Annotated in this window: 33 protein-coding genes; 25 read left to right on the forward strand and 8 right to left on the reverse strand. The window is 65.0% G+C overall.

From position 1 onward, the window contains the following. Positions 1-198 precede the first annotated feature (198 nt). Positions 199-354, reverse strand: coding sequence for a hypothetical protein (locus P1K31_RS21565; RefSeq protein WP_276306847.1), 156 nt, complete (start codon positions 352-354; stop codon positions 199-201). Further along, positions 341-928, reverse strand: a complete 588-nt coding sequence (locus P1K31_RS21570; RefSeq protein ID WP_276306848.1) for a DUF8118 domain-containing protein — start codon at positions 926-928, stop codon at positions 341-343. The genes P1K31_RS21565 and P1K31_RS21570 overlap by 14 nt, the downstream gene beginning before the upstream one ends. Before the next feature lie 195 nt (positions 929-1123). On the opposite strand from P1K31_RS21570, the gene P1K31_RS21575 reads away from it, so the two are divergent. The 4 genes from P1K31_RS21575 to P1K31_RS21590 are packed head-to-tail and all read left to right on the forward strand — an operon-like array spanning position 1124 to position 2201. Further along, a complete protein-coding gene (locus P1K31_RS21575; RefSeq protein WP_276306849.1) occupies positions 1124-1366 on the forward strand; it encodes a hypothetical protein in 243 nt (80 codons plus the stop codon). Then, a complete protein-coding gene (locus tag P1K31_RS21580) occupies positions 1359-1655 on the forward strand; it encodes a hypothetical protein (RefSeq protein ID WP_276306850.1) in 297 nt (98 codons plus the stop codon). Before P1K31_RS21575 ends, P1K31_RS21580 begins: the two co-directional genes overlap by 8 nt. Before the next feature lies 1 nt (position 1656). After that, positions 1657-2049 (forward strand): DUF7718 family protein, encoded by a 393-nt coding sequence (locus P1K31_RS21585; protein WP_276306851.1) that lies wholly within the window; start codon positions 1657-1659, stop codon positions 2047-2049. Continuing rightward, entirely contained in the window at positions 2025-2201 is a 177-nt protein-coding gene (locus P1K31_RS21590) for a hypothetical protein (protein ID WP_276306852.1), read from the forward strand. Before P1K31_RS21585 ends, P1K31_RS21590 begins: the two co-directional genes overlap by 25 nt. 42 nt (positions 2202-2243) lie before the next feature. Here P1K31_RS21590 and P1K31_RS21595 read toward each other — a convergent pair whose 3' ends face one another. Beyond that, a complete protein-coding gene (locus P1K31_RS21595; RefSeq protein WP_276306853.1) occupies positions 2244-2492 on the reverse strand; it encodes a hypothetical protein in 249 nt (82 codons plus the stop codon). 854 nt (positions 2493-3346) lie between these two features. Between P1K31_RS21595 and P1K31_RS21600 the strand changes: the two genes are divergently transcribed. From P1K31_RS21600 to P1K31_RS21610, 3 genes are read left to right on the forward strand one after another with little or no spacing between them, the layout of a single operon-like run. Further along, positions 3347-3877 carry a hypothetical protein gene (locus P1K31_RS21600; RefSeq protein ID WP_276306854.1) on the forward strand — a complete coding sequence of 177 codons (531 nt, stop codon included), beginning with the start codon at positions 3347-3349 and terminating at the stop codon, positions 3875-3877. Beyond that, a complete protein-coding gene (locus P1K31_RS21605) occupies positions 3874-4566 on the forward strand; it encodes a relaxase/mobilization nuclease domain-containing protein (protein ID WP_276306855.1) in 693 nt (230 codons plus the stop codon). The genes P1K31_RS21600 and P1K31_RS21605 overlap by 4 nt, the downstream gene beginning before the upstream one ends. A gap of 8 nt (positions 4567-4574) precedes the next feature. After that, positions 4575-6263: a type IV secretory system conjugative DNA transfer family protein gene (locus P1K31_RS21610; protein ID WP_276306856.1), complete on the forward strand. Its 1689-nt coding sequence runs from the start codon at positions 4575-4577 to the stop codon at positions 6261-6263. 210 nt (positions 6264-6473) lie between these two features. Here the strand turns inward: P1K31_RS21610 and P1K31_RS21615 are convergent, their stop codons facing one another. Beyond that, entirely contained in the window at positions 6474-6995 is a 522-nt protein-coding gene (locus tag P1K31_RS21615) for a hypothetical protein (protein WP_276306857.1), read from the reverse strand. A 1200-nt stretch (positions 6996-8195) separates the two neighbouring features. On the opposite strand from P1K31_RS21615, the gene P1K31_RS21620 reads away from it, so the two are divergent. The 9 genes from P1K31_RS21620 (at position 8196) to P1K31_RS21660 (ending at position 16007) form a co-directional block, all read left to right on the forward strand. Beyond that, on the forward strand, positions 8196-8420 hold the full coding sequence (locus P1K31_RS21620; RefSeq protein ID WP_276306858.1) for a hypothetical protein: 225 nt from the start codon (positions 8196-8198) through the stop codon (positions 8418-8420). Beyond that, a complete protein-coding gene (locus tag P1K31_RS21625) occupies positions 8417-8593 on the forward strand; it encodes a DUF7563 family protein (protein WP_276306859.1) in 177 nt (58 codons plus the stop codon). Before P1K31_RS21620 ends, P1K31_RS21625 begins: the two co-directional genes overlap by 4 nt. Positions 8594-8747: 154 nt before the next feature. Then, a complete protein-coding gene (locus P1K31_RS21630; RefSeq protein WP_276306860.1) occupies positions 8748-11981 on the forward strand; it encodes a phage/plasmid primase, P4 family in 3234 nt (1077 codons plus the stop codon). Positions 11982-13429: 1448 nt separating this feature from the next. Then, positions 13430-13585, forward strand: coding sequence for a hypothetical protein (locus tag P1K31_RS21635; RefSeq protein ID WP_276306861.1), 156 nt, complete (start codon positions 13430-13432; stop codon positions 13583-13585). A gap of 191 nt (positions 13586-13776) precedes the next feature. Further along, a complete protein-coding gene (locus P1K31_RS21640; protein WP_276306862.1) occupies positions 13777-14319 on the forward strand; it encodes a hypothetical protein in 543 nt (180 codons plus the stop codon). A gap of 167 nt (positions 14320-14486) precedes the next feature. Next, a complete protein-coding gene (locus tag P1K31_RS21645) occupies positions 14487-14819 on the forward strand; it encodes a hypothetical protein (protein ID WP_276305545.1) in 333 nt (110 codons plus the stop codon). Further along, the gene (locus tag P1K31_RS21650; RefSeq protein WP_276305544.1) at positions 14816-15313 is read left to right on the forward strand and encodes a hypothetical protein; all 498 of its coding nucleotides are present in this window, start codon (positions 14816-14818) and stop codon (positions 15311-15313) included. Before P1K31_RS21645 ends, P1K31_RS21650 begins: the two co-directional genes overlap by 4 nt. After that, complete coding sequence (locus tag P1K31_RS21655) at positions 15310-15519, forward strand: hypothetical protein (RefSeq protein ID WP_276306845.1); 210 nt, start codon at positions 15310-15312, stop codon at positions 15517-15519. Before P1K31_RS21650 ends, P1K31_RS21655 begins: the two co-directional genes overlap by 4 nt. Positions 15520-15791: 272 nt before the next feature. Then, positions 15792-16007 carry a hypothetical protein gene (locus tag P1K31_RS21660; protein ID WP_276306846.1) on the forward strand — a complete coding sequence of 72 codons (216 nt, stop codon included), beginning with the start codon at positions 15792-15794 and terminating at the stop codon, positions 16005-16007. Positions 16008-16550: 543 nt separating this feature from the next. Here the strand turns inward: P1K31_RS21660 and P1K31_RS21665 are convergent. Both P1K31_RS21665 and P1K31_RS21670 read right to left on the reverse strand, forming a co-directional pair. Continuing rightward, positions 16551-16706 (reverse strand): hypothetical protein, encoded by a 156-nt coding sequence (locus P1K31_RS21665; protein WP_276306847.1) that lies wholly within the window; start codon positions 16704-16706, stop codon positions 16551-16553. Then, positions 16693-17280: a DUF8118 domain-containing protein gene (locus tag P1K31_RS21670; RefSeq protein ID WP_276306848.1), complete on the reverse strand. Its 588-nt coding sequence runs from the start codon at positions 17278-17280 to the stop codon at positions 16693-16695. The genes P1K31_RS21665 and P1K31_RS21670 overlap by 14 nt, the downstream gene beginning before the upstream one ends. Positions 17281-17475: 195 nt before the next feature. On the opposite strand from P1K31_RS21670, the gene P1K31_RS21675 reads away from it, so the two are divergent. The 4 genes from P1K31_RS21675 to P1K31_RS21690 are packed head-to-tail and all read left to right on the forward strand — an operon-like array spanning position 17476 to position 18553. Beyond that, entirely contained in the window at positions 17476-17718 is a 243-nt protein-coding gene (locus P1K31_RS21675; protein WP_276306849.1) for a hypothetical protein, read from the forward strand. Further along, complete coding sequence (locus P1K31_RS21680; protein WP_276306850.1) at positions 17711-18007, forward strand: hypothetical protein; 297 nt, start codon at positions 17711-17713, stop codon at positions 18005-18007. The genes P1K31_RS21675 and P1K31_RS21680 overlap by 8 nt, the downstream gene beginning before the upstream one ends. Position 18008: 1 nt before the next feature. Beyond that, positions 18009-18401 carry a DUF7718 family protein gene (locus P1K31_RS21685; RefSeq protein ID WP_276306851.1) on the forward strand — a complete coding sequence of 131 codons (393 nt, stop codon included), beginning with the start codon at positions 18009-18011 and terminating at the stop codon, positions 18399-18401. Then, the gene (locus P1K31_RS21690) at positions 18377-18553 is read left to right on the forward strand and encodes a hypothetical protein (RefSeq protein WP_276306852.1); all 177 of its coding nucleotides are present in this window, start codon (positions 18377-18379) and stop codon (positions 18551-18553) included. Before P1K31_RS21685 ends, P1K31_RS21690 begins: the two co-directional genes overlap by 25 nt. A 42-nt stretch (positions 18554-18595) precedes the next feature. On the opposite strand, the gene P1K31_RS21695 is transcribed toward P1K31_RS21690, so the two are convergent. Beyond that, positions 18596-18844 (reverse strand): hypothetical protein, encoded by a 249-nt coding sequence (locus P1K31_RS21695; protein WP_276306853.1) that lies wholly within the window; start codon positions 18842-18844, stop codon positions 18596-18598. 854 nt (positions 18845-19698) lie between these two features. Between P1K31_RS21695 and P1K31_RS21700 the strand changes: the two genes are divergently transcribed. Genes P1K31_RS21700 through P1K31_RS21710 form a run of 3 tightly spaced genes read left to right on the forward strand, consistent with a single transcriptional unit; the run spans position 19699 to position 22615 of the window. Next, positions 19699-20229, forward strand: a complete 531-nt coding sequence (locus tag P1K31_RS21700) for a hypothetical protein (protein ID WP_276306854.1) — start codon at positions 19699-19701, stop codon at positions 20227-20229. Continuing rightward, positions 20226-20918 (forward strand): relaxase/mobilization nuclease domain-containing protein, encoded by a 693-nt coding sequence (locus tag P1K31_RS21705; RefSeq protein ID WP_276306855.1) that lies wholly within the window; start codon positions 20226-20228, stop codon positions 20916-20918. The genes P1K31_RS21700 and P1K31_RS21705 overlap by 4 nt, the downstream gene beginning before the upstream one ends. An 8-nt stretch (positions 20919-20926) precedes the next feature. Next, positions 20927-22615 carry a type IV secretory system conjugative DNA transfer family protein gene (locus P1K31_RS21710; RefSeq protein WP_276306856.1) on the forward strand — a complete coding sequence of 563 codons (1689 nt, stop codon included), beginning with the start codon at positions 20927-20929 and terminating at the stop codon, positions 22613-22615. A gap of 210 nt (positions 22616-22825) precedes the next feature. Here P1K31_RS21710 and P1K31_RS21715 read toward each other — a convergent pair whose 3' ends face one another. Continuing rightward, positions 22826-23347, reverse strand: coding sequence for a hypothetical protein (locus P1K31_RS21715; protein ID WP_276306857.1), 522 nt, complete (start codon positions 23345-23347; stop codon positions 22826-22828). Between the two features lie 1201 nt (positions 23348-24548). On the opposite strand from P1K31_RS21715, the gene P1K31_RS21720 reads away from it, so the two are divergent. After that, on the forward strand, positions 24549-24773 hold the full coding sequence (locus P1K31_RS21720) for a hypothetical protein (protein ID WP_276306858.1): 225 nt from the start codon (positions 24549-24551) through the stop codon (positions 24771-24773). After that, positions 24770-24946 carry a DUF7563 family protein gene (locus P1K31_RS21725; RefSeq protein WP_276306859.1) on the forward strand — a complete coding sequence of 59 codons (177 nt, stop codon included), beginning with the start codon at positions 24770-24772 and terminating at the stop codon, positions 24944-24946. The genes P1K31_RS21720 and P1K31_RS21725 overlap by 4 nt, the downstream gene beginning before the upstream one ends. Positions 24947-25024: the final 78 nt, after the last annotated feature.

Raw genomic sequence — 25024 nt, forward strand, 5'->3', positions numbered from 1 at the left:
GTGCTGTCGTCGGGCTCCGAGTGGTATTGTCCTGCGTCTCCAGCAGCTCCGGTTAGCACCGGCTTATGCCGGATAATTCGGTAACTTACAATGTCACTGTAGCGTGGATGATCGGCCGTCGCTGACTGTGAGTAAGGGTCGGTGACGCCGCAGAAAAGGTCATACCTATAGAGGCGGGGGACGGCCCCCGCGCTTTCGTTAGGACTGTTCGGCCGAGCGACAGTCGGGACAGAGCGCCCGCCGGAGCGTCTCGCCCTCGACGCGCACGCGGCGGACGTCCTCCTTGATCTCGCCGCAGGCGTCGCACGCCTTGAACATCACGCTCGCCCCCGTCCCCATGTCACGCTCCCTCATTGGTCTCGGTCGGACAATCGGCCGCGTGGAGGAGAGCGTTCCGGCCGCCGAGTGACATGAGCAGCTCGCGCCCGCAGCCGTCGCAGCGGACGTAGCGCTGTCCGCCCTCTGCGGGCGGCTCGACGTGGTACGTGTACTCACCCTCACCCTCGTCCTCGCCCTCGAGGACCTCGCCGTCATCGCCGGCGACGATGAGCCCGCCGTCCGTCGCGACGGCCGGATCCTGCTCGTCGTCGCCCGTCGCTCGGTCCACGTCCTCGAGCGCCTCGACCAGCAGCGGATCCATCGCGTCGCGGTCGGCGTCCGCGGGGACGTCGCGAGCGCCCGTCTCGAAGGCCACCCGGCGGGCGTGCTTGCACGTGACGCCGCGGTACTCGTGGTCCGGACAGGTGCACGCGCCGGTGCGTGCGTCGACCGTGTACTCGTCGCCGCCCTCGCCGTACACGAGGTAGAGGTCGGGGGCGTCCTCGACCACCAGCAGGTAGTGCGTGAGGGCGCGCACATCGCGCGGGTCAAGCTCCAGGTCGAGGTCATTGTCGGTACGTTCTTCTGCCGCAGTCTCGTGTGTCGTCATGGGTGTTACCGTGCAAGACACCCCAGCCCGCGCGGTGTGACGCGCGGGCGTTTCCTCCTATCGAGTGAAACGCCCCGAGGGACCGGTCTGTCTCTACCTATAGCTACTACGTGGAGTAACATAAAGATTACTCTCTGGAGTAGCGATACTCCAAAGGGTAATGTTTATCGCGGAGGAAACCGCATAGAGTAATGTATGCCAGCACCGAACCCGTCCGCCATGCCGGAAAAGACCTACCGCGCCCTGCTCACCGACCGTGAGATAGAGATTCTCGCGGGGGACGCGGACGTCTCGGACAGTTACCGATACCGTGTCGTCGCCCGCGTTCGAGACAAGATCGAACGGATCGGCGAGGTTGACCTCCCCATCCTCGACGAGCACCACCCCACGCTCGGCGATGAACTTCGGGAGGCCGTCTGTGAGGACGACGATGGGTAACGACAATGTCGCCGAGGCGGTTGAGCGGCTTTTCGACGCGCTCGAAGACCTGAACCGTGTGCACGGCCAACGGGAGGAATTGGCGTCTCGGGACATAGAAGCGCTCGCTGAGAAGCGTATCGGCGAGGATGTGAATTTGTCCGACGTGTATGCACCACCGGACGATGGACAACTTTGGATGGCACTTCGTCACGTCGACGCCGCCCGGGAGGCAATTGCGCAAGAACTCGAGGAAATATCTCCTCGGCTCGCTAAGCAGGGTCTACACGAAGACCGCGCCGACGAGTGAGATGCCAGACGATGCCCCCCGAGAGTATGATAAAGCGTTCACGACGCCGCTCGAGTACCGCGTGCGCCGCCGGCTCGGGATCGACGTCGAGCGTGGACAGGTGCGGCGGTTCGTCGTGCAACTTGAGTACCTGCTCGATCCTGACCGCGAGGAGTGGGCGACGGTCGTCCGCTACGATCACGACGCCGACGGGAGTGCTGAAGCGACGCACGACGTTACCGAAGAGGGGCTGCATATCGACGTCTACCGCGAGGGGGAGAAAATCGACAGTCACGAACTGACGCCGCCGCTCCCGGCGAACGTCGCGCTCGATGCCGCCGAAGACCACTTAACTGAGCACATGGAAGGATACATACGGAGATTTGAACAATGGCACGGGATCACGAGCCGGTAACGGACGCCGAGATCGAGGCGGTTCGCGACGCGATGCGTGAGCAGCGTGATGAGATTCGCGACTACCTCAAAGGCGAAGGCGTCGACGTCCGGGCGTGGGAGCGCGGGCGGGCGCCCTCCCGTGCGGATCGCGAGTCGGCTGACTCCGACTGAGTCTGCAGGGGAGACAGTGAACTACCCCACCCTACCGCTCGCCTAACGGATCCCTTCTGCGGAGACCAGCTCACCGCTGTCGGTCGTCGTGATGAATCCCTGCTCGAGCGCCTGCTCGATCGCCGCGTCTACCTGTGCCGGGGAGTGGCGGTTTCGGTGGGTCAGGATCTGCCCGACGCGGAACGGCTCGATACTGACCGGCTGTGGCCCGCCCGTGTTGTACTCGACGACTCGGGCCACCTTCGCGGCGAGAGCATCCCGGTCGGTCTCCCGCTCACCGTCGTTGTGCATACCGGCGGTTCGGTCCCCACGAACACGACCGTTCCGCCCGTCGGATCACGAACGTATTCGGATCCGGCTCGACCCCCACAGCCGGCACAGCGAAGGACCAGCGGAGCGCGGGTCCCAGTCCGCGCGGAGCGGCCGGAAGCGGGGGCTTGCCCCCCGACCCGGAAGCCTGAGCGTTACCCCCGACCGGAGGGAGGGGGGCGTCCGGCGGTGGCGGTGACGGTGCGGTGCGGTGCGATGCGGTGGCGGTCGTCTCGCCGCTCTCGCGTCGCGTGTCGTGTCGTCGGCCACCGCCTCGACGCCCCGCACACCGCGTTTCTCTCGGACGGCCTTACATAACTACCAGCAAGAGACGCCGGTATCGTGGGGCCATGATGTGCGATTACTCGGAAATCGCTATACTGCGCCGTGGTGGGGGTGGGTCCACGAGCACAGAGTAGTTCTGTTATTTGTGAGGGCGGGCCTGTCCGCCTCGATCAACTCCCGTCGGCGCCGGACGTCCCTGTCCTCGAGCACCGACGACCGGCCTGTCAGTCCCACCCGCGTCACGCAGGGCGTCCTCCCGAACGCGTCGCTCTGTCTGTCAGTCCTGAATTCACTTTCACCGTACCGGTGATCTACTTAATACAAGAGGTGTAACAGAAGTGTGGTGGTAGTACCACAGATGGAAATCAGACGACGACAGCCGGATTCACCACCGAGTGCGGTGGTTCTTAAACTTGCCAGGCCCACCCCACGCCGCCACGAAGGAGTGAATCCCACCGACGACAGCCGGCCGACTGACCCTCGTTCTCAACACGCCCGGCCGGATCCGGGCTCGTGTCGACGACGTGACCTCCCGGAGGTGTCGCTCCCCCGTGGCGCGTGACCAGCGGCTCACGCTCTACGTGGGGAAGGGCGAGAAGGGTCAGATCGAAGAGGAGGCCGACGAGCGCGACCTGAGCGTCTCGGAGTACCTCTACCGCCTCGTCCAAAAGCAACGCCAGAGCGAGGCCGCAGAGCGCCTGATCGAGGAGAGCGAGGCGGAGCGGCACATCGAGCAGCTGCTCGCCGACGGCCGTGACGAACTCGTGGCGGTGGCCGACGACGTCCGCGACCTCTCCGCCCGGGGGAACGTGTACGCGATCGCTCTGTGGGAGCTTCTGAAAACGGAGCATCCCGACACGGAACGCCGGGAGGCACTCTCGACGGCGGCGCGGCGGCTTCGCATCCCCGTCGAGGAGCACCCTGACCTCCACCCCGCCGACGTGGACACCGATGGAGACGCCGATAGAGACGACGGCGGAGACGTCGACGAGGAGGGAGCCAGCGAGGGCTCCGGCTTCGGCGCGCTCCGTGATACCGATTCGGGGAGCGGTGGCGGTGAGGGGGGAGGTGACGAGTTGTGACGACGTTCTTTCAGACGTCGCATCGCCACGCGGGCTGTGGCGATCTCCTCGCGTATATCGAGCGCGACGCCCGTGATGACCTCCGGAACCACCGGGGCGAGCCCCTGACTGACGAGCAGCGGGCGGCGATGCTCGCACACTCAGAGCGCCACGAGTTCACGCGAGATTTCATTCTCTCGCCGGAGAACGGTGAGCGCCTCTCCGACCGCGAACTGTCGCTTCGCACCCGCCAGACCATGCGTGAGTTCCTGGCCGACCGGCCCAATACCGTGTACGCCTACGGGATCCACCGCGACACCGAGCACCCGCACGTGCACGTCGCGATCGCCGGCTCGCAAAACTCGCTCTACATGGACCTGGACGATATTCGCGAGACGCGTGCGCGCGCGGATGAGCACTTCGTCGAGCGGGGGCGCGAGCACACCCTCCGCCGGGACGTCGCTCGTCCCCGGCCAGAACGTACGGATCGAGCACCGGAACAGCACCAGCACCAAGAACAGCACCAGCAGCACCAAGCAATGACACACAACATGGACACGAGTGACCCCGACCGGGGAGCCGACGCGCTCGAGGCGTCGCTCCTCCGGGCGGAACGACAGCAGCAGGCAGAACAGACCACTGAGTACACGCGAGCGCAGGAGCAGGAGCAAGGCCGCGAGTCGGAGCACGACCGCGGGCGGGGGGTCTGAGGGAGATGATGGAACTCGTCACAGACCTCGCCTCGACCGTGCTCACCGTCGCGGCACTCGGCTATCTCGGCGTGTCCGTATCTGACTTTGGGTTAGGAACGCGATTCAAACCCCGGCTTCGCGAGCGCTGGTGGCGCCTCTCGACGATGCAGCGCCGCGCCCTCCTGGGTGGCCTGCCCGTCCTCATCTACGTCGCCTGGGGCGCACCAGCGGCCGTCTGGAGCCTCATCCTCATCGGCCTCGTCCTGGGGTGGCGCCGGCTCGCCGCGACCGTCCGCCGGCTCGTCCGCCGGCAGGCGTTCACGCGCGCCGCTCGCCAGGGGTTCGTCCTTCCGATGGGGGTCGGCCTCACCGGCGGCGGTGCCAGTGGCCTCGTCGCTCGGGTTGCCGCACTCCCCATTCTCGGCCGGCTCGTCGACCTCACGGCGGCGACGATCGAGCGGCCCACCAGTATGCTCGCGCTCGGCACCACCGGCTCCGGCAAGACCGAGGTAGGCAAGACGCTCGTCTGGCAGCTCACCGACGCCCGTCGGGGTGACGAGCCCATCGTCGCCTTCGATTACAAGACTGACTACCAGGACTTTCTCCGGGAGGTCTGTGGCGAGGACGCCGTGATCCGCGTCTCCGCGTCGGGGTCGACGCACATCTGGAACGTGTTCCAGGAGGTCGACGACGAGCGGGACTACCGCGAGCTGGCCCGGGCGCTCTTCCCCGCCGACGGCGACGGTAGTGCGAAATTCTTCGAGCAGGCCGCGCGTGACGTCTTTCGCGCCACGTGCGTCGCCCTCGATCGCGAGTACCGCGAGGATCCCGACGTCACGCTGTCGAACGCCCTACTCGCACGCACCTTCCGGGAGTTCTCACGCGAGGACCTGTATGAGGCGCTCTCAGAGCACGGCGACATGGCCGCGGCGACGTCCGCGCTCGATCCCGACGGCTCTCGCCAGTCCGTCGGCGTGTACGCCACCGTCCAGCAGCGCGTCGCTGACGTCTTCGTCGGCGACTTCGCGGGCGAGGCTGCGGCCCGAGCCGACGAAGCTGCGGCTGCGGCTCCAACGCACACCGCCGACGCGGAGATCTCCATCCGCGAGTACATGCGCAACCCACAGGGGCGCGTGCTCGTCCTCGATTTCCCGCAACGGCAGGGCCAGACCGTCGCGCCCATCTTTCGGTTCCTGGTGGATCACGCGGCGATGCACGCGCTCGACGACGCCAGTCGGGGGGCGTACTTCATCCTCGACGAAGCGACGCGCATCCCCGGGCTGCGCCGCCTCGACGACCTCGTGAACCTCGGTCGCGGCCAGCAGGTTCAGGTGCTCTTGACGCTGCAGTCGGTGAGTCAGCTCTTCGCGAACTACGGGAAGGAACGCGGGACGTCCATCCTCTCGGGGTTGGTCTCGCGCGTGATCCTCCGGCTCGGTGACGAGGCGTCGATCGACTACGCCCGGACGGTCGTCGGCACGGAGTTCAAGACCTATACCAAACACGTCGAGAAAGACCACGCCGGCGATTTCTCGGTCACGAAGCGTCGGGAGCTGAAGGAGGAAGAAGAACACGCCTTCGCCCGCGGAGAGTTCACCCGCTGGAATCCCGGCGTCGGCCTGTTCATCGGCCGCACCGGGTGGCGGTATGGCTACTTCCCCATGTTGGACGATCAGCTCGCCGTCGAGATCGACGAGGCGCACGCCCGGACGTAAGCGAGGACGGGACCGACGCAACGTTTTTTCCGAGGCGTCGCGCGCGCGGGGAGGCGACGGCGGCGCTGTCGGTCGGTATAGCTATAGCGTGTAGCTATACTCATTCGTCGGCGGGCTGCCCGTCGACGTTCGGCATCGGATCTTAACCAACAACCGCGGACGCCGTCGTGCACGTGTTGGTTAAGCCGCGCGCAGGACGCCCCCGTCCCGTCACTCGTTGTTCGTGCGCGACGACGACGACCGACTCGAGGAGGAGCGCGACGGCCGCGCCGTCGAGGCTTCTGCCGCCGCCGCCCGCTCTGTCGCTCCCGCTGATTCTCCGCTCGGTTCCGGCTCCGAGGCGGGCTCTGGCTCCGTGACACGCGCCGCCTCCGACGACGACGACGACGAGGGCGAGGACGACGAGGGCATCCCGGTCAGCCACCACTTCGCCCGGGTGACGATCCCCGCCTGTGCCTTCCGCTCGGCGATCGACTGCTCGCGCTCGACCGCGCGGACCAACTCGTTCGATGCATCGATCCGTGAGTTCGCTGCAGCAAGCTGTGAGCGGAGTTCATCGGTCTTTCGTCGGAGTGCGTCACGCTGCTGCGCGAGTTCATCACGCTCTTCAGCGCGCTCGAATATCAGCCGCACAGCCTCCGATTTCCCTCGCTCGCCCTCTTCTGGCTCCTCACGAACCCGCTTGAGGTACGCCTGGTGACGCTCCTCGAGCGAGGCGGTGATGCGTTCCATACCCATCGCTTCCACACGCCTGCTGCAAAACGATGCGTCAGACGAGCGGCTGACAGCCACCCTGCAGCAGACTGCAGCGCGCGCTGAGTGAAGTGTAGTACCGTTCGTCACGGATTCTACATGGATGCAGCACTCTGTATCGCAACATACGGTATATGCATCACGCCGGACCGTCCCTTCCCCCGCCTCGTCCACCGGTTCGCCCTCTACACGTCGAGCGCGCGACATACAGGCGGTCGCGCCCGCCGACCGTCGTACGCGTCACTGCCGACAGACCGGGTTTTGAAAACCACCAGACGGCGCGCGGATAGGTCTTAACGATCAGAGCGCGCTAAGCCCTCATAGACAGTAACTCTGTGGTTAACTACCAGAACAACCGAATGACTTACATCGATGCGGTGGCTTCCGTCAGGCAACCCGGAGACAGAAGCTACTGGATCGTCAGGCAGTCCGGAGACAGGAACCCGCTGCATCGCCGCACCGAGAGAACCACGCGCGGCACAGATGCGAGGAACACACACCACCCTGTAAAAGCGAATAGACGTATCTATACAATTCCGCCGAATTGGCGGCTGTCTGTGCCATTTTCCACAACATCTATAGGTGACTGTAGTGTAGAATGGAATAGACACGAGCCACGCCCGGCCGTGTCCGCAATCGCCAAGCGTCAAGCAATGGTTCGGCCGACGCGCCGCGGGGTTGCAGGTGGACTTAACTCACCCACCATCGAAATGCGCCCCGTGGCGTTTTACGCCATTCTGAAAAAACAATGAACCAATAGCTACGGCTGGCCTTTTTAGAGACACATTGACACACAGTTGTGTGCTTTTAGCGCATCGTACGGCTGATCGTTCACGCTGAGAGAGGTACAGGCGCCGGTTGGTCACCGGACAGGGAGTGACACAGCACACAACTATTTATCACTTGAATTCGTAGGGGAGAGCAACCGACGCGCTTCCGGTGAGTCCCGGAACGGTCGGCCGGACCATGGCGATAACCAACGCCCGCGGAGACGTCGAGGTTTCCGCACACGACAGCGAGGGACAGATTAGCAAGCAAGCGTCTCTGAGCGACGCGAGCGCTCCGGAGGGGAGCGGGGGCAAGAGCCGTGTCCGAACGGGAACGAATTTTGCGACGGCGTCGACGGCGACCAGCTTCCGTGTTGGGAATGCTTCTGTGCCGTGGAGGTCGGCGAGTAAGATGTCGCCGACTCGTTTCTACGCAGGGGGGCGCGACCGGACGGACTACGAGCAGTCGCCGTCTGGAGGGTATCGACTGGTCTACAGCATCTACGAGTGCGACGCGGCGAATTGCACGGCGTCCACGGCGGTTGAGATCGACGCCGATCCGCGCGACGTCACCCACGCCTGCGAGAACCACACGCTCGAGGAGTTCGAGGCGATCGCGGAGGTGAAGGTTAGATGAGTCCGCGCTGCTCGGGGTGCGAGGCATACGTCACGCGGGAGTACGTCCGGGTCTTCGGTGACCCCCGGCGGGGCAAACTCGCCGCTTGTCCGGCCTGCAGCACGTTTCACGAGCGGACGCTCGGCGTCACCTATCCACGCGGGGACGCAGACGCCGGTGAGGTGGTCCGATGACCGGGAGCGGCGACACTGCCGGCGAGCGTGACGACGCGATCAAAACGCTTCATCGGCGTTTCGGGTGGTCACAGTGAGGGGGTGACGGCCGGCCACCGCTCGCGTTCCGACCCGCCGCTGTCCCCGAGCGCCTCAGCGACTGCGGGTGGTCGGCGTGACCGTGTTCGAGGCGGTCCCGGAGCGGCTCCGACAGCGCGCGCAGTGGGTGTGCTGGCGGATCGAGCATCGCGACGGGGAGGAGACGAAGGTTCCGATCAAACCCTACGACGAGCGTGCTGACGGCGAGGCGGACCACCCGTACGCCGCGTCGACGGATCCCGACACCTGGCGCTCATTCGAGACGGCCGTAGCGTACCACCGCGACGGTCGTGAGCGGACGGACGGCGTCGGCTTCGTGTTCGCCCGGGACGACATCGTTGCGGGCGTCGACCTCGACGACGTCCGTGACCCCGACACGAGGGAGGTCGAACCGTGGGCGCGTGACGTCATCGAGCGCCTCGATTCGTATACGGAGGTCTCCCCGTCGGGGACTGGCTATCACGTCTACGTCGTCGGATTCCACCCGGGCGACCGGAACAAGGTCCCCCAGGACTCGACGCTCGAGGCGTTCGAGTCGAGTGAGCTGGAACTGTACGATGACGGCCGGTTCTTCACGGTGACCGGCGAGCAGGCGACCGAGTTCGACGTCTCGCCGGCCGTCGAGCAGCGCAACGGCGTGGTCAAAGACCTGTACGCCGAGTACATGGCTGCTGGCGAATCAGAATCGGCGGCGACGGGTTCGACGGCACCGCCGCCGGACCTCGACCTCGACGACGAGGAACTCCTGGAGAAGGCGCGCGCCGCCGAGAACGGCGAGAAGTTCTCACGGCTGTACCGTGGCGACGACTCGATGCACAGCAATGACACGAGTCGTGCTGACCTCGCCTTCTGTTCGATGCTCGCGTTCTGGACCGGCGGGGACCGCCACCAGATGGACCGCATCGTTCGGAACTCCGGCCGGATGCGGGCGAAGTGGGACGAGCCCCATTACGCCGACGGCACGACCTACGGCGAGGGAACGATCGACGAAGCCCTCTCCGGCGTGACGGAGTTCTACTCACCGGGAAGCCAGACCGCGCCGACTCCGCCCGCGATCGTTGGTGAGACGGCACGAGACGCCGAGACGGACGGCGAATCCGATGCTGCCGATGACGATGGAGCCTCGTCATGGGAGCACGTGCGCGGCGTCTACGCGAAGCCTTCGAACGTCCCTGGCTGTGAGAACAAGTACGCCAGGAGTGAGGCGGTCGACCTCCTCCTCGCCGATCACGCCTTCGCGACGCCGCGAGACACCGACCATCTCCACTACTACGACGCCGAGACGGGCGTCTTCGTCCGCAACGGGGAAACGTACGTCTCGGACATACTGAAGGCGAACCTCGGCCCGCACTACAGCCGGCACGAGCGAAACGAAATCGTCGACCAGCTGAAGGCGACCTGTCGCCACACGCGCGACGAATTCAATGCCGGCGCGGCGGACGCGCCGCTGCTCTGCGTGGCGAACGGCGTGCTCAACTTAGAGACGCGCGAGCTCGCCGACCACTCGCCGGCGTACCTGTTTACGCGCCGGATCGCGGCCGCGTACGACCCTGACGCGGCCTGTCCTACCGTGGACGCCTTCCTCGACGACATCACGAAGCGCGAGGAGGACAAGCGGACGATGCTCGAGATGGTCGGACATGCGCTGTGGCCGCGCTACGACTACGAGAAGTTCCTCATCCTCTTCGGCAAGGGCTCGAACGGCAAGACGACGTTCTTCAACGTGGTCACTGACCTCCTCGGCGCGGATAACGTCGCGGAGCACGAACTCCAGTCGCTCGCCGAGAACCGCTTTGCGACGGCCGACCTCTACGGGAAGCTCGCGAACATGGCGGCGGACATGTCCGGTGCGAAGGTGACCGACGTGAGCAAGCTGAAGGCGCTCACCGGTGGCGACCGGATCATGGCCGAGCGGAAGGGCGAGCAGGGCTTTTCGTTCCGGAACACAGCGACCCTCATGTTCGGGGTGAACCAGCCGCCGGCGTTCGGCGAACGGCTTCACTCGATTCAGCGCCGCATCGTCCCGGTACACCTCCCGTACAACTTCACCACGGAGGCGGACGACGGCAATCCGGACGCGAAGAAAGAGGGCTTCGTCGAGTCGATGACGACCGACGAGGAACTCTCCGGCTTGCTGAACGCGGCGCTCGACGGCCTCGACCGCCTCCGCGAGCACGGCGACGTGAGTCTTCCCGAGACGGGCGAGGAGCGCCTCGAATACTACGAGAAGTTCTCCGACCCGATTAAGCAGTTTCGCGTGGAGTGTCTCGACAATCAGCGAGGGTACGAACTCCCCAAAGCGGTCGTCTATCAGACCTACGTTCGGTTCTGTGAGGCGAACGACTTCGCTCCCCGTGATCAGCGCGTCTTCTGGCGCGTCCTCGGCCAGACCACCTTCACCGTCGACGAGTACCGCCCCCGCGTCGACGGCGAGCAGATCCGGACGCTTCGCGCGGCGACGCTGACCTCCGAAGGGGCACAGCACATCCCGCCGACGATGGCCCACCAGGTCACCCTCCCGTTCGACGATATGGCTGACGTCGACGACACCGACCGTGATGACGACGCTGACGGGGACGGGGACGGGGACGGCGACGGTCAGCCAACTGAGCGGTCGACGGTGCACGACGAGACGCCGCTCGCCGATCTCTCGGTCGCGGACGGCTATACGACGGTCACCGTCGAAGTGCTCGGCTTCGAGGAAAACACCGCCGAACGCGGCCCGGCCTACTCGGGGACGGTCCGTGATGCGACCGACATGGTGGACGTCATCGACTTCGCCGGCGTCGCGGAGCTGGCCGGCCTCGAGGCGGGCAAGTGCTACCGGATTAGTGGGACGAAATTAGAGATTCACGACAAGTACGGCCCACAACTCACCTTCAGCGAATACGCGACCGAGGTGGCCGAGATTCAGCAGGGCGTCGGGACGACTGAGCGAGGTGACCGCGGCGCGAACGCCGATCTCGCAGAGAGTACCGACGCGACTGATCAGGCGGTTACGGACGGGGGCGCGACCGCCTCCGACACGCCTGACGCCGGGGGTACGACCGGGGAGGAGACCCCTCCAGAATCGCCTGACGCGTCGAGTGCGGTCCCTGACGATGCGACGTCGACGCGTGCCGACGCCGTCCGTCTTCGCGAACTTATCGAGCAGGCCGGATCGGACGGTCGGCTCCCACGAGGGGAGTTGCTGGCGAAGGCCACGCAGTGGCGGGGGATGGACCCCGAGACGGCAGAGACCGCGCTCGCCACGGCGCTCACCACGGGCGTGCTTCAAGAACCAGAAACGGGCGTCTACGAAGTAGTGTAGCCGGCTTGACCTCCCCCCTCGTCCTCCTCGACGGGGGGACGCGGACGCCACGGCGTCCGTCGAGGGCGAGAGTCCGTCGAGTGACATCCACCCTGCCGTAACCGGCGGAGCTTCCCACACACTGGGAAGCCAGTCAGGCAGGTGTCAGCGGCGACGACCACGACGACAGCCTCGCGGCTGCCTCGACGCCCATCCAGACGTTCGTCGTAGCTTCGCCCGCGCGCGCAACGAGACCTCCGTCCGAGTAGGCCGAGAGCGTCACCTGGTGGCGGACGGGAGCCGACCAGCGACGCGTCCCTCACCGAACTGACGGAGACTGAAGGACGCCCCTCCTACCGACGCCCTCGGCGTACTCCTTCACCGAACTGACGGAGGCTGAGGGAGCGCCGACCAGACGCCGACAGAACGAGCTGGGAAGTGGACATCGGACGGTGCTCACAGTGAGGAGGATGCCGACGGCGAGTGCCGAAGCGCGCGGCGCGCATGATGTACCCACGACCAACAGTCATGAGAAGCGAGGTGAGTCAATTGAGTCAATCTGAGTCAATGTCAGGAATGGTACATTGACTCACAAAATCGCCACACTGCGGAGGGGTGAGTTGGAGTGAGTCAATTGAGTCAATCAAATCGCGTTTGCTCGCTTACTAACTATGGGTATAATCAGAGAGTAGGCCGAGACATTGACTCAATTGACTCACCCGTCTCAATTCCACTGCCGTCTTGTGGTTTTGCTGAGTCAATGCCGACCCCCACCTATTGACTCACATTGACTCAACCGACTCAGCGGACCACGCCCGTGACCACCGGGTCAAACGACCCCGCCGACCAGCAACGGCACTCGTCGATCCTGTCCACGCTCCCCCGGCGGTCTCTCCGGGGGACGTCTGAGGAGACCCCATAGCAGCATGCGACGAACACGAACGCTGGTTCTAACCCCGACCGCTCTTTTCCTCGCTGTCTCGCCGCTGCTCAGAACTTTCCAGCTCCGACCGTCTACAGCGTCTACATTCCCCTCGGAAATCAGTACAGTGTAGACGGTCACTTTTTCGAGTTCTCACCACCGTCTACGCGAATTCACAAGAATGAGTGGGTTCTCTACCCTGTTTTCTGGAGGCGTGGACGGTGTAGACGGTCCCTCCACTAAACTCGCATAGAGTAGCAGAAAACGAGGTAGTATACGCTCTAATAAAGAAGGTAGGGGGGGGCCCCCGTCTACAGCGTCTACACTTCTCGTGTGTCTGATAGGACTCCGCCGATTGATGAGTGGTGTCCGCGGTCTCCACCTGAAACGTATGCGCCCGTGCTGAGTGGTTCGCCGAGAACGGACGTTCTGTCCACCGATATTGACGTGTAAATTTACCACACTGATCAGAAGGTTCTTGTACCTATAGATCTTATAGACGAGTGAACACACCGCATCCGTCCGTCGATGCCCTCAGTCCAGTGCTATGCCCTCGAATTCGAGCCATACAACGATCGCCGTCCAGCCGGAGACGCGTGACGCCCTGTTCTACCGGAAGCGCCCGGGCGACAGCTACGAGGACGTCATCCGGCGGCTACTGGCCCACACCAACCGGGCGGGGGCGGAGTCCCCGAACTCGTGATGACCTCCGGCTGTCGTGCCTCCGGAGCGAGCAGGATGCACGAACGGGGCTGGTGTTCCCCCGATACCGTCTCTGTGGTTTGTAGCATCGTCGGATGGGCGGCGGGGTCCGCCGTTCATCCGGCCGCACCGACTCGCCGCAGTCGACGGCCTGCTCCACGCCGTACCATTCCATTCATCCATCCATCCATCATGACCGACGCATCTCCCACCACCGACACCCCCGAGACCGACAGTAGTGACGCTGACAGCGACGTGATCGTGTTAGGCGCGCCCACGGCGTTCGCCACGATCGGCGACCCGACGGACCCCGACGGTGAGCGCCTGATCGAACTCCCCGAGCCCGACCCAGGCGAGGACGTCCGACGGTTCGAACTCCCCGCGGCTCAAGCGGATGCTGCCCATGCCCTGCTACGAAAGCACCCTCGCGTCACCGTGCTCTCGAATCCGACCGAGCGCGATCTCTCGAACGTCAAATCCCGCATGGACCTCGAGAAGGAGTGGCAGGAACAACAGGCGCGCAAGCACCAGCGCCGCCGTGAGAAGCAGGGACGGCACGACCCGGCGGAAGACCGCCCGGCCAACCGGTGGAAACTGATGGTCAACGCGATCTATGATCGGCTGGTTGCGGCGGGAGACGAGGAGGCAGCGGCGCGCCTGCGGGACACGCATCCGCTACGAACGCAAAAGCAACTGGCCGACCGCCTGGCGGTCGACTTGGAGGAAGAGGGGTAGCCGGCGTGGCGTCCCCCTCTTCCTCCTCGCCGGCTTCGTCCGGTTCGTCTGCCTCGTCTGCTGCGGCGCTCGGAGTTGTAGAGGGTAGTACTGAGCCCGATTATTCGAGCGTTGACCTCCCCTCGAAAGCCCGGACGGAGTACAGTTACGTCGAACGGCGCGCCGAATTGCTACAACTCGTCGAAGAGGCGGGCCACCCCGCCGCACTCAACCAGACGGAACTCGCCGAGGACTACGGCGTGAGCCAACAGCAGATTAGCAAGGACTTCGCCCGGATCGCCCGCCACGTTCACGCTCGGCTCGTCGATCGTGACCGACGGGCGTTCACCGTCGAGGCCGTGGTGTCCCGTGCGATCCGGGGGCTCCTCGATAACGAAGAGTATCGGAAGGCGGCGAAGACAGCGATGGACTACGACGAGTGGATCACCGAGTTCCACGATCTCGACGTGTTGGCCGACCGCCTCGAGCGCCTCGAAGCACAGCAGGAGGGCCAGCGGTGACCCGCCGGTCGAAACGCGGCCTCGAGAAGCGCCTCGACCAGCTCGAAGACCAGTCAGAGCAGACGCCGGAGCTCTGTTTAGTATACACCCCGCTCTCAGTGTCCGACCCTCTCAGCACTGCAATACAGACGGATTGGCACGCCCAATGTGCTCGTGGGAACGCTCCGGGGTTCCTCATTATGACGTCCGGGGTGATCGCGGAGTTCCGCGGCCGGCTCTCCCGCGCGTTGTACGATCTCCGAGCCGAGACGGGGGTGTACATCCCGCAACCGACGTTCCTCGAGTTTCTCCACGGTCGGGTGGAGGGAGACGTCCCGCTTGGCGACGAGGGTGTCCGTGCATTCTTCGAGCAAGCGGCCATCACGGCAGACCACGTTGATCGCGTCTGGGATCGGACGGTCATGGCAGCGTCGCCGGACTATCCAGCGTATGGTCCGCTCGCCGGCGCCTCCGGCCACGATTCCGACCGTTCGATCGTGGAGGGGGGAGCATGACGCGCCGATCGAAACGCACCCTCGAGAAGCGCCTCGACACGCTCGAGCCGTCCCACCCCGACGAGGAACGGATCTTCGTCGCGATCATCGGTGGCGACGACGACGCCCCGACCGGGTGGCTCTCGCCGGCGGAGTACGAGCGCCACTACGGCGACCTGCCGGAGAGCGAGTTTACGTACAGGATCAATCCAGGTGATCGGGAGTGACCCGCCGATCGAAACGTGACCTCGATCGGCGGCTTGACGCGCTCGAGCCGTCCCACCCCGACGAGGAACGGATCTTTGTTGTCAGGATCGGGGGCGATCCTGAAACACCGAGTGGCTGGATGTCACCGGCGGAGTACGACCGCTACTACGGGCCAGAGGGCGAATTCACCTCTGATTCCGGTCTCACGATCGAGCCTCCCGCGACGTCGACGTGGCACGACGGCTCAGCCCCCCGAGGACTCCAAGACCGCCGGTGATAGATAATCAAGCACATGTCCAGCAAACGCGATCTTGAGCGGCGCATCGACGCCCTGGAATCGCCCGAACTCGCCGACGGTATCGACTCCGATCTCCCCGACTACGGTGGGTTCGACGTCATCTATGGCGACGAGGAGCGAGACGACACCGCAGAGGGCTACACGCTGGTGGCGGACGGCCAGTCACGCAGAGGCACGGCGTGGGAAATTTGGGCCCCTCCCGCCGATTGAAGCGGCCGACACGAGCGACTGACGAAGCAGCACCCCGCCCCGGCGGCGGCGAGGTGCGCGGACACAGGTGGGGATTGAAGGATCACCGCGTCAGTGGCATGCCACTGTTACACCCTCCCCCGGACGACTGGCCCGGGGGACCGGTCTGCGCTGCACGACTCGGAAGCTACCGGGCCGGTCTCGCGCCTCGACGACGCACACCGGCCGCGGTGCGTCGCGTCATCGGCATCCGTACGCAAGCGCGGCAGCTGCCACGCTCCCCCGTCGCTCGTTAACTCATTGATAATTGGTTGTATATAGCACGCCTCCGGTATAGTGATTTCGTGAGTATCTGAGTAACAAGATGTGCTGTCGTCGGGCTCCGAGTGGTATTGTCCTGCGTCTCCAGCAGCTCCGGTTAGCACCGGCTTATGCCGGATAATTCGGTAACTTACAATGTCACTGTAGCGTGGATGATCGGCCGTCGCTGACTGTGAGTAAGGGTCGGTGACGCCGCAGAAAAGGTCATACCTATAGAGGCGGGGGACGGCCCCCGCGCTTTCGTTAGGACTGTTCGGCCGAGCGACAGTCGGGACAGAGCGCCCGCCGGAGCGTCTCGCCCTCGACGCGCACGCGGCGGACGTCCTCCTTGATCTCGCCGCAGGCGTCGCACGCCTTGAACATCACGCTCGCCCCCGTCCCCATGTCACGCTCCCTCATTGGTCTCGGTCGGACAATCGGCCGCGTGGAGGAGAGCGTTCCGGCCGCCGAGTGACATGAGCAGCTCGCGCCCGCAGCCGTCGCAGCGGACGTAGCGCTGTCCGCCCTCTGCGGGCGGCTCGACGTGGTACGTGTACTCACCCTCACCCTCGTCCTCGCCCTCGAGGACCTCGCCGTCATCGCCGGCGACGATGAGCCCGCCGTCCGTCGCGACGGCCGGATCCTGCTCGTCGTCGCCCGTCGCTCGGTCCACGTCCTCGAGCGCCTCGACCAGCAGCGGATCCATCGCGTCGCGGTCGGCGTCCGCGGGGACGTCGCGAGCGCCCGTCTCGAAGGCCACCCGGCGGGCGTGCTTGCACGTGACGCCGCGGTACTCGTGGTCCGGACAGGTGCACGCGCCGGTGCGTGCGTCGACCGTGTACTCGTCGCCGCCCTCGCCGTACACGAGGTAGAGGTCGGGGGCGTCCTCGACCACCAGCAGGTAGTGCGTGAGGGCGCGCACATCGCGCGGGTCAAGCTCCAGGTCGAGGTCATTGTCGGTACGTTCTTCTGCCGCAGTCTCGTGTGTCGTCATGGGTGTTACCGTGCAAGACACCCCAGCCCGCGCGGTGTGACGCGCGGGCGTTTCCTCCTATCGAGTGAAACGCCCCGAGGGACCGGTCTGTCTCTACCTATAGCTACTACGTGGAGTAACATAAAGATTACTCTCTGGAGTAGCGATACTCCAAAGGGTAATGTTTATCGCGGAGGAAACCGCATAGAGTAATGTATGCCAGCACCGAACCCGTCCGCCATGCCGGAAAAGACCTACCGCGCCCTGCTCACCGACCGTGAGATAGAGATTCTCGCGGGGGACGCGGACGTCTCGGACAGTTACCGATACCGTGTCGTCGCCCGCGTTCGAGACAAGATCGAACGGATCGGCGAGGTTGACCTCCCCATCCTCGACGAGCACCACCCCACGCTCGGCGATGAACTTCGGGAGGCCGTCTGTGAGGACGACGATGGGTAACGACAATGTCGCCGAGGCGGTTGAGCGGCTTTTCGACGCGCTCGAAGACCTGAACCGTGTGCACGGCCAACGGGAGGAATTGGCGTCTCGGGACATAGAAGCGCTCGCTGAGAAGCGTATCGGCGAGGATGTGAATTTGTCCGACGTGTATGCACCACCGGACGATGGACAACTTTGGATGGCACTTCGTCACGTCGACGCCGCCCGGGAGGCAATTGCGCAAGAACTCGAGGAAATATCTCCTCGGCTCGCTAAGCAGGGTCTACACGAAGACCGCGCCGACGAGTGAGATGCCAGACGATGCCCCCCGAGAGTATGATAAAGCGTTCACGACGCCGCTCGAGTACCGCGTGCGCCGCCGGCTCGGGATCGACGTCGAGCGTGGACAGGTGCGGCGGTTCGTCGTGCAACTTGAGTACCTGCTCGATCCTGACCGCGAGGAGTGGGCGACGGTCGTCCGCTACGATCACGACGCCGACGGGAGTGCTGAAGCGACGCACGACGTTACCGAAGAGGGGCTGCATATCGACGTCTACCGCGAGGGGGAGAAAATCGACAGTCACGAACTGACGCCGCCGCTCCCGGCGAACGTCGCGCTCGATGCCGCCGAAGACCACTTAACTGAGCACATGGAAGGATACATACGGAGATTTGAACAATGGCACGGGATCACGAGCCGGTAACGGACGCCGAGATCGAGGCGGTTCGCGACGCGATGCGTGAGCAGCGTGATGAGATTCGCGACTACCTCAAAGGCGAAGGCGTCGACGTCCGGGCGTGGGAGCGCGGGCGGGCGCCCTCCCGTGCGGATCGCGAGTCGGCTGACTCCGACTGAGTCTGCAGGGGAGACAGTGAACTACCCCACCCTACCGCTCGCCTAACGGATCCCTTCTGCGGAGACCAGCTCACCGCTGTCGGTCGTCGTGATGAATCCCTGCTCGAGCGCCTGCTCGATCGCCGCGTCTACCTGTGCCGGGGAGTGGCGGTTTCGGTGGGTCAGGATCTGCCCGACGCGGAACGGCTCGATACTGACCGGCTGTGGCCCGCCCGTGTTGTACTCGACGACTCGGGCCACCTTCGCGGCGAGAGCATCCCGGTCGGTCTCCCGCTCACCGTCGTTGTGCATACCGGCGGTTCGGTCCCCACGAACACGACCGTTCCGCCCGTCGGATCACGAACGTATTCGGATCCGGCTCGACCCCCACAGCCGGCACAGCGAAGGACCAGCGGAGCGCGGGTCCCAGTCCGCGCGGAGCGGCCGGAAGCGGGGGCTTGCCCCCCGACCCGGAAGCCTGAGCGTTACCCCCGACCGGAGGGAGGGGGGCGTCCGGCGGTGGCGGTGACGGTGCGGTGCGGTGCGATGCGGTGGCGGTCGTCTCGCCGCTCTCGCGTCGCGTGTCGTGTCGTCGGCCACCGCCTCGACGCCCCGCACACCGCGTTTCTCTCGGACGGCCTTACATAACTACCAGCAAGAGACGCCGGTATCGTGGGGCCATGATGTGCGATTACTCGGAAATCGCTATACTGCGCCGTGGTGGGGGTGGGTCCACGAGCACAGAGTAGTTCTGTTATTTGTGAGGGCGGGCCTGTCCGCCTCGATCAACTCCCGTCGGCGCCGGACGTCCCTGTCCTCGAGCACCGACGACCGGCCTGTCAGTCCCACCCGCGTCACGCAGGGCGTCCTCCCGAACGCGTCGCTCTGTCTGTCAGTCCTGAATTCACTTTCACCGTACCGGTGATCTACTTAATACAAGAGGTGTAACAGAAGTGTGGTGGTAGTACCACAGATGGAAATCAGACGACGACAGCCGGATTCACCACCGAGTGCGGTGGTTCTTAAACTTGCCAGGCCCACCCCACGCCGCCACGAAGGAGTGAATCCCACCGACGACAGCCGGCCGACTGACCCTCGTTCTCAACACGCCCGGCCGGATCCGGGCTCGTGTCGACGACGTGACCTCCCGGAGGTGTCGCTCCCCCGTGGCGCGTGACCAGCGGCTCACGCTCTACGTGGGGAAGGGCGAGAAGGGTCAGATCGAAGAGGAGGCCGACGAGCGCGACCTGAGCGTCTCGGAGTACCTCTACCGCCTCGTCCAAAAGCAACGCCAGAGCGAGGCCGCAGAGCGCCTGATCGAGGAGAGCGAGGCGGAGCGGCACATCGAGCAGCTGCTCGCCGACGGCCGTGACGAACTCGTGGCGGTGGCCGACGACGTCCGCGACCTCTCCGCCCGGGGGAACGTGTACGCGATCGCTCTGTGGGAGCTTCTGAAAACGGAGCATCCCGACACGGAACGCCGGGAGGCACTCTCGACGGCGGCGCGGCGGCTTCGCATCCCCGTCGAGGAGCACCCTGACCTCCACCCCGCCGACGTGGACACCGATGGAGACGCCGATAGAGACGACGGCGGAGACGTCGACGAGGAGGGAGCCAGCGAGGGCTCCGGCTTCGGCGCGCTCCGTGATACCGATTCGGGGAGCGGTGGCGGTGAGGGGGGAGGTGACGAGTTGTGACGACGTTCTTTCAGACGTCGCATCGCCACGCGGGCTGTGGCGATCTCCTCGCGTATATCGAGCGCGACGCCCGTGATGACCTCCGGAACCACCGGGGCGAGCCCCTGACTGACGAGCAGCGGGCGGCGATGCTCGCACACTCAGAGCGCCACGAGTTCACGCGAGATTTCATTCTCTCGCCGGAGAACGGTGAGCGCCTCTCCGACCGCGAACTGTCGCTTCGCACCCGCCAGACCATGCGTGAGTTCCTGGCCGACCGGCCCAATACCGTGTACGCCTACGGGATCCACCGCGACACCGAGCACCCGCACGTGCACGTCGCGATCGCCGGCTCGCAAAACTCGCTCTACATGGACCTGGACGATATTCGCGAGACGCGTGCGCGCGCGGATGAGCACTTCGTCGAGCGGGGGCGCGAGCACACCCTCCGCCGGGACGTCGCTCGTCCCCGGCCAGAACGTACGGATCGAGCACCGGAACAGCACCAGCACCAAGAACAGCACCAGCAGCACCAAGCAATGACACACAACATGGACACGAGTGACCCCGACCGGGGAGCCGACGCGCTCGAGGCGTCGCTCCTCCGGGCGGAACGACAGCAGCAGGCAGAACAGACCACTGAGTACACGCGAGCGCAGGAGCAGGAGCAAGGCCGCGAGTCGGAGCACGACCGCGGGCGGGGGGTCTGAGGGAGATGATGGAACTCGTCACAGACCTCGCCTCGACCGTGCTCACCGTCGCGGCACTCGGCTATCTCGGCGTGTCCGTATCTGACTTTGGGTTAGGAACGCGATTCAAACCCCGGCTTCGCGAGCGCTGGTGGCGCCTCTCGACGATGCAGCGCCGCGCCCTCCTGGGTGGCCTGCCCGTCCTCATCTACGTCGCCTGGGGCGCACCAGCGGCCGTCTGGAGCCTCATCCTCATCGGCCTCGTCCTGGGGTGGCGCCGGCTCGCCGCGACCGTCCGCCGGCTCGTCCGCCGGCAGGCGTTCACGCGCGCCGCTCGCCAGGGGTTCGTCCTTCCGATGGGGGTCGGCCTCACCGGCGGCGGTGCCAGTGGCCTCGTCGCTCGGGTTGCCGCACTCCCCATTCTCGGCCGGCTCGTCGACCTCACGGCGGCGACGATCGAGCGGCCCACCAGTATGCTCGCGCTCGGCACCACCGGCTCCGGCAAGACCGAGGTAGGCAAGACGCTCGTCTGGCAGCTCACCGACGCCCGTCGGGGTGACGAGCCCATCGTCGCCTTCGATTACAAGACTGACTACCAGGACTTTCTCCGGGAGGTCTGTGGCGAGGACGCCGTGATCCGCGTCTCCGCGTCGGGGTCGACGCACATCTGGAACGTGTTCCAGGAGGTCGACGACGAGCGGGACTACCGCGAGCTGGCCCGGGCGCTCTTCCCCGCCGACGGCGACGGTAGTGCGAAATTCTTCGAGCAGGCCGCGCGTGACGTCTTTCGCGCCACGTGCGTCGCCCTCGATCGCGAGTACCGCGAGGATCCCGACGTCACGCTGTCGAACGCCCTACTCGCACGCACCTTCCGGGAGTTCTCACGCGAGGACCTGTATGAGGCGCTCTCAGAGCACGGCGACATGGCCGCGGCGACGTCCGCGCTCGATCCCGACGGCTCTCGCCAGTCCGTCGGCGTGTACGCCACCGTCCAGCAGCGCGTCGCTGACGTCTTCGTCGGCGACTTCGCGGGCGAGGCTGCGGCCCGAGCCGACGAAGCTGCGGCTGCGGCTCCAACGCACACCGCCGACGCGGAGATCTCCATCCGCGAGTACATGCGCAACCCACAGGGGCGCGTGCTCGTCCTCGATTTCCCGCAACGGCAGGGCCAGACCGTCGCGCCCATCTTTCGGTTCCTGGTGGATCACGCGGCGATGCACGCGCTCGACGACGCCAGTCGGGGGGCGTACTTCATCCTCGACGAAGCGACGCGCATCCCCGGGCTGCGCCGCCTCGACGACCTCGTGAACCTCGGTCGCGGCCAGCAGGTTCAGGTGCTCTTGACGCTGCAGTCGGTGAGTCAGCTCTTCGCGAACTACGGGAAGGAACGCGGGACGTCCATCCTCTCGGGGTTGGTCTCGCGCGTGATCCTCCGGCTCGGTGACGAGGCGTCGATCGACTACGCCCGGACGGTCGTCGGCACGGAGTTCAAGACCTATACCAAACACGTCGAGAAAGACCACGCCGGCGATTTCTCGGTCACGAAGCGTCGGGAGCTGAAGGAGGAAGAAGAACACGCCTTCGCCCGCGGAGAGTTCACCCGCTGGAATCCCGGCGTCGGCCTGTTCATCGGCCGCACCGGGTGGCGGTATGGCTACTTCCCCATGTTGGACGATCAGCTCGCCGTCGAGATCGACGAGGCGCACGCCCGGACGTAAGCGAGGACGGGACCGACGCAACGTTTTTTCCGAGGCGTCGCGCGCGCGGGGAGGCGACGGCGGCGCTGTCGGTCGGTATAGCTATAGCGTGTAGCTATACTCATTCGTCGGCGGGCTGCCCGTCGACGTTCGGCATCGGATCTTAACCAACAACCGCGGACGCCGTCGTGCACGTGTTGGTTAAGCCGCGCGCAGGACGCCCCCGTCCCGTCACTCGTTGTTCGTGCGCGACGACGACGACCGACTCGAGGAGGAGCGCGACGGCCGCGCCGTCGAGGCTTCTGCCGCCGCCGCCCGCTCTGTCGCTCCCGCTGATTCTCCGCTCGGTTCCGGCTCCGAGGCGGGCTCTGGCTCCGTGACACGCGCCGCCTCCGACGACGACGACGACGAGGGCGAGGACGACGAGGGCATCCCGGTCAGCCACCACTTCGCCCGGGTGACGATCCCCGCCTGTGCCTTCCGCTCGGCGATCGACTGCTCGCGCTCGACCGCGCGGACCAACTCGTTCGATGCATCGATCCGTGAGTTCGCTGCAGCAAGCTGTGAGCGGAGTTCATCGGTCTTTCGTCGGAGTGCGTCACGCTGCTGCGCGAGTTCATCACGCTCTTCAGCGCGCTCGAATATCAGCCGCACAGCCTCCGATTTCCCTCGCTCGCCCTCTTCTGGCTCCTCACGAACCCGCTTGAGGTACGCCTGGTGACGCTCCTCGAGCGAGGCGGTGATGCGTTCCATACCCATCGCTTCCACACGCCTGCTGCAAAACGATGCGTCAGACGAGCGGCTGACAGCCACCCTGCAGCAGACTGCAGCGCGCGCTGAGTGAAGTGTAGTACCGTTCGTCACGGATTCTACATGGATGCAGCACTCTGTATCGCAACATACGGTATATGCATCACGCCGGACCGTCCCTTCCCCCGCCTCGTCCACCGGTTCGCCCTCTACACGTCGAGCGCGCGACATACAGGCGGTCGCGCCCGCCGACCGTCGTACGCGTCACTGCCGACAGACCGGGTTTTGAAAACCACCAGACGGCGCGCGGATAGGTCTTAACGATCAGAGCGCGCTAAGCCCTCATAGACAGTAACTCTGTGGTTAACTACCAGAACAACCGAATGACTTACATCGATGCGGTGGCTTCCGTCAGGCAACCCGGAGACAGAAGCTACTGGATCGTCAGGCAGTCCGGAGACAGGAACCCGCTGCATCGCCGCACCGAGAGAACCACGCGCGGCACAGATGCGAGGAACACACACCACCCTGTAAAAGCGAATAGACGTATCTATACAATTCCGCCGAATTGGCGGCTGTCTGTGCCATTTTCCACAACATCTATAGGTGACTGTAGTGTAGAATGGAATAGACACGAGCCACGCCCGGCCGTGTCCGCAATCGCCAAGCGTCAAGCAATGGTTCGGCCGACGCGCCGCGGGGTTGCAGGTGGACTTAACTCACCCACCATCGAAATGCGCCCCGTGGCGTTTTACGCCATTCTGAAAAAACAATGAACCAATAGCTACGGCTGGCCTTTTTAGAGACACATTGACACACAGTTGTGTGCTTTTAGCGCATCGTACGGCTGATCGTTCACGCTGAGAGAGGTACAGGCGCCGGTTGGTCACCGGACAGGGAGTGACACAGCACACAACTATTTATCACTTGAATTCGTAGGGGAGAGCAACCGACGCGCTTCCGGTGAGTCCCGGAACGGTCGGCCGGACCATGGCGATAACCAACGCCCGCGGAGACGTCGAGGTTTCCGCACACGACAGCGAGGGACAGATTAGCAAGCAAGCGTCTCTGAGCGACGCGAGCGCTCCGGAGGGGGAGCGGGGGCAAGAGCCGTGTCCGAACGGGAACGAATTTTGCGACGGCGTCGACGGCGACCAGCTTCCGTGTTGGGAATGCTTCTGTGCCGTGGAGGTCGGCGAGTAAGATGTCGCCGACTCGTTTCTACGCAGGGGGGCGCGACCGGACGGACTACGAGCAGTCGCCGTCTGGAGGGTATCGACTGGTCTACAGCATCTACGAGTGCGACGCGGCGAATTGCACGGCGTCCACGGCGGTTGAGATCGACGCCGATCCGCGCGACGTCACCCACGCCTGCGAGAACCACACGCTCGAGGAGTTCGAGGCGATCGCGGAGGTGAAGGTTAGATGAGTCCGCGCTGCTCGGGGTGCGAGGCATACGTCACGCGGGAGTACGTCCGGGTCTTCGGTGACCCCCGGCGGGGCAAACTCGCCGCTTGTCCGGCCTGCAGCACGTTTCACGAGCGGACGCTCGGCGTCACCTATCCACGCGGGGACGCAGACGCCGGTGAGGTGGTCCGATGACCGGGAGCGGCGACACTGCCGGCGAGCGTGACGACGCGATCAAAACGCTTCATCGGCGTTTCGGGTGGTCACAGTGAG

The sequence above is a fragment of the Halomarina halobia genome, assembly GCF_029338575.1.
In the GTDB taxonomy this organism is placed as follows: domain Archaea; phylum Halobacteriota; class Halobacteria; order Halobacteriales; family Haloarculaceae; genus Halomarina; species Halomarina halobia.

Coding starts and splice junctions, on each gene's coding strand:
- P1K31_RS21565 (WP_276306847.1), bottom strand. CDS start 354: ATGAGGGAGCGTGACATGGGGACGGGGGCGAGCGTGATGTTCAAGGCG.
- P1K31_RS21570 (WP_276306848.1), bottom strand. CDS start 928: ATGACGACACACGAGACTGCGGCAGAAGAACGTACCGACAATGACCTC.
- P1K31_RS21575 (WP_276306849.1), top strand. CDS start 1,124: ATGCCAGCACCGAACCCGTCCGCCATGCCGGAAAAGACCTACCGCGCC.
- P1K31_RS21580 (WP_276306850.1), top strand. CDS start 1,359: ATGGGTAACGACAATGTCGCCGAGGCGGTTGAGCGGCTTTTCGACGCG.
- P1K31_RS21585 (WP_276306851.1), top strand. CDS start 1,657: ATGCCAGACGATGCCCCCCGAGAGTATGATAAAGCGTTCACGACGCCG.
- P1K31_RS21590 (WP_276306852.1), top strand. CDS start 2,025: ATGGCACGGGATCACGAGCCGGTAACGGACGCCGAGATCGAGGCGGTT.
- P1K31_RS21595 (WP_276306853.1), bottom strand. CDS start 2,492: ATGCACAACGACGGTGAGCGGGAGACCGACCGGGATGCTCTCGCCGCG.
- P1K31_RS21610 (WP_276306856.1), top strand. CDS start 4,575: ATGGAACTCGTCACAGACCTCGCCTCGACCGTGCTCACCGTCGCGGCA.
- P1K31_RS21615 (WP_276306857.1), bottom strand. CDS start 6,995: ATGGAACGCATCACCGCCTCGCTCGAGGAGCGTCACCAGGCGTACCTC.
- P1K31_RS21620 (WP_276306858.1), top strand. CDS start 8,196: ATGTCGCCGACTCGTTTCTACGCAGGGGGGCGCGACCGGACGGACTAC.
- P1K31_RS21625 (WP_276306859.1), top strand. CDS start 8,417: ATGAGTCCGCGCTGCTCGGGGTGCGAGGCATACGTCACGCGGGAGTAC.
- P1K31_RS21635 (WP_276306861.1), top strand. CDS start 13,430: ATGCCCTCGAATTCGAGCCATACAACGATCGCCGTCCAGCCGGAGACG.
- P1K31_RS21640 (WP_276306862.1), top strand. CDS start 13,777: ATGACCGACGCATCTCCCACCACCGACACCCCCGAGACCGACAGTAGT.
- P1K31_RS21655 (WP_276306845.1), top strand. CDS start 15,310: ATGACGCGCCGATCGAAACGCACCCTCGAGAAGCGCCTCGACACGCTC.
- P1K31_RS21660 (WP_276306846.1), top strand. CDS start 15,792: ATGTCCAGCAAACGCGATCTTGAGCGGCGCATCGACGCCCTGGAATCG.
- P1K31_RS21665 (WP_276306847.1), bottom strand. CDS start 16,706: ATGAGGGAGCGTGACATGGGGACGGGGGCGAGCGTGATGTTCAAGGCG.
- P1K31_RS21670 (WP_276306848.1), bottom strand. CDS start 17,280: ATGACGACACACGAGACTGCGGCAGAAGAACGTACCGACAATGACCTC.
- P1K31_RS21675 (WP_276306849.1), top strand. CDS start 17,476: ATGCCAGCACCGAACCCGTCCGCCATGCCGGAAAAGACCTACCGCGCC.
- P1K31_RS21680 (WP_276306850.1), top strand. CDS start 17,711: ATGGGTAACGACAATGTCGCCGAGGCGGTTGAGCGGCTTTTCGACGCG.
- P1K31_RS21685 (WP_276306851.1), top strand. CDS start 18,009: ATGCCAGACGATGCCCCCCGAGAGTATGATAAAGCGTTCACGACGCCG.
- P1K31_RS21690 (WP_276306852.1), top strand. CDS start 18,377: ATGGCACGGGATCACGAGCCGGTAACGGACGCCGAGATCGAGGCGGTT.
- P1K31_RS21695 (WP_276306853.1), bottom strand. CDS start 18,844: ATGCACAACGACGGTGAGCGGGAGACCGACCGGGATGCTCTCGCCGCG.
- P1K31_RS21710 (WP_276306856.1), top strand. CDS start 20,927: ATGGAACTCGTCACAGACCTCGCCTCGACCGTGCTCACCGTCGCGGCA.
- P1K31_RS21715 (WP_276306857.1), bottom strand. CDS start 23,347: ATGGAACGCATCACCGCCTCGCTCGAGGAGCGTCACCAGGCGTACCTC.
- P1K31_RS21720 (WP_276306858.1), top strand. CDS start 24,549: ATGTCGCCGACTCGTTTCTACGCAGGGGGGCGCGACCGGACGGACTAC.
- P1K31_RS21725 (WP_276306859.1), top strand. CDS start 24,770: ATGAGTCCGCGCTGCTCGGGGTGCGAGGCATACGTCACGCGGGAGTAC.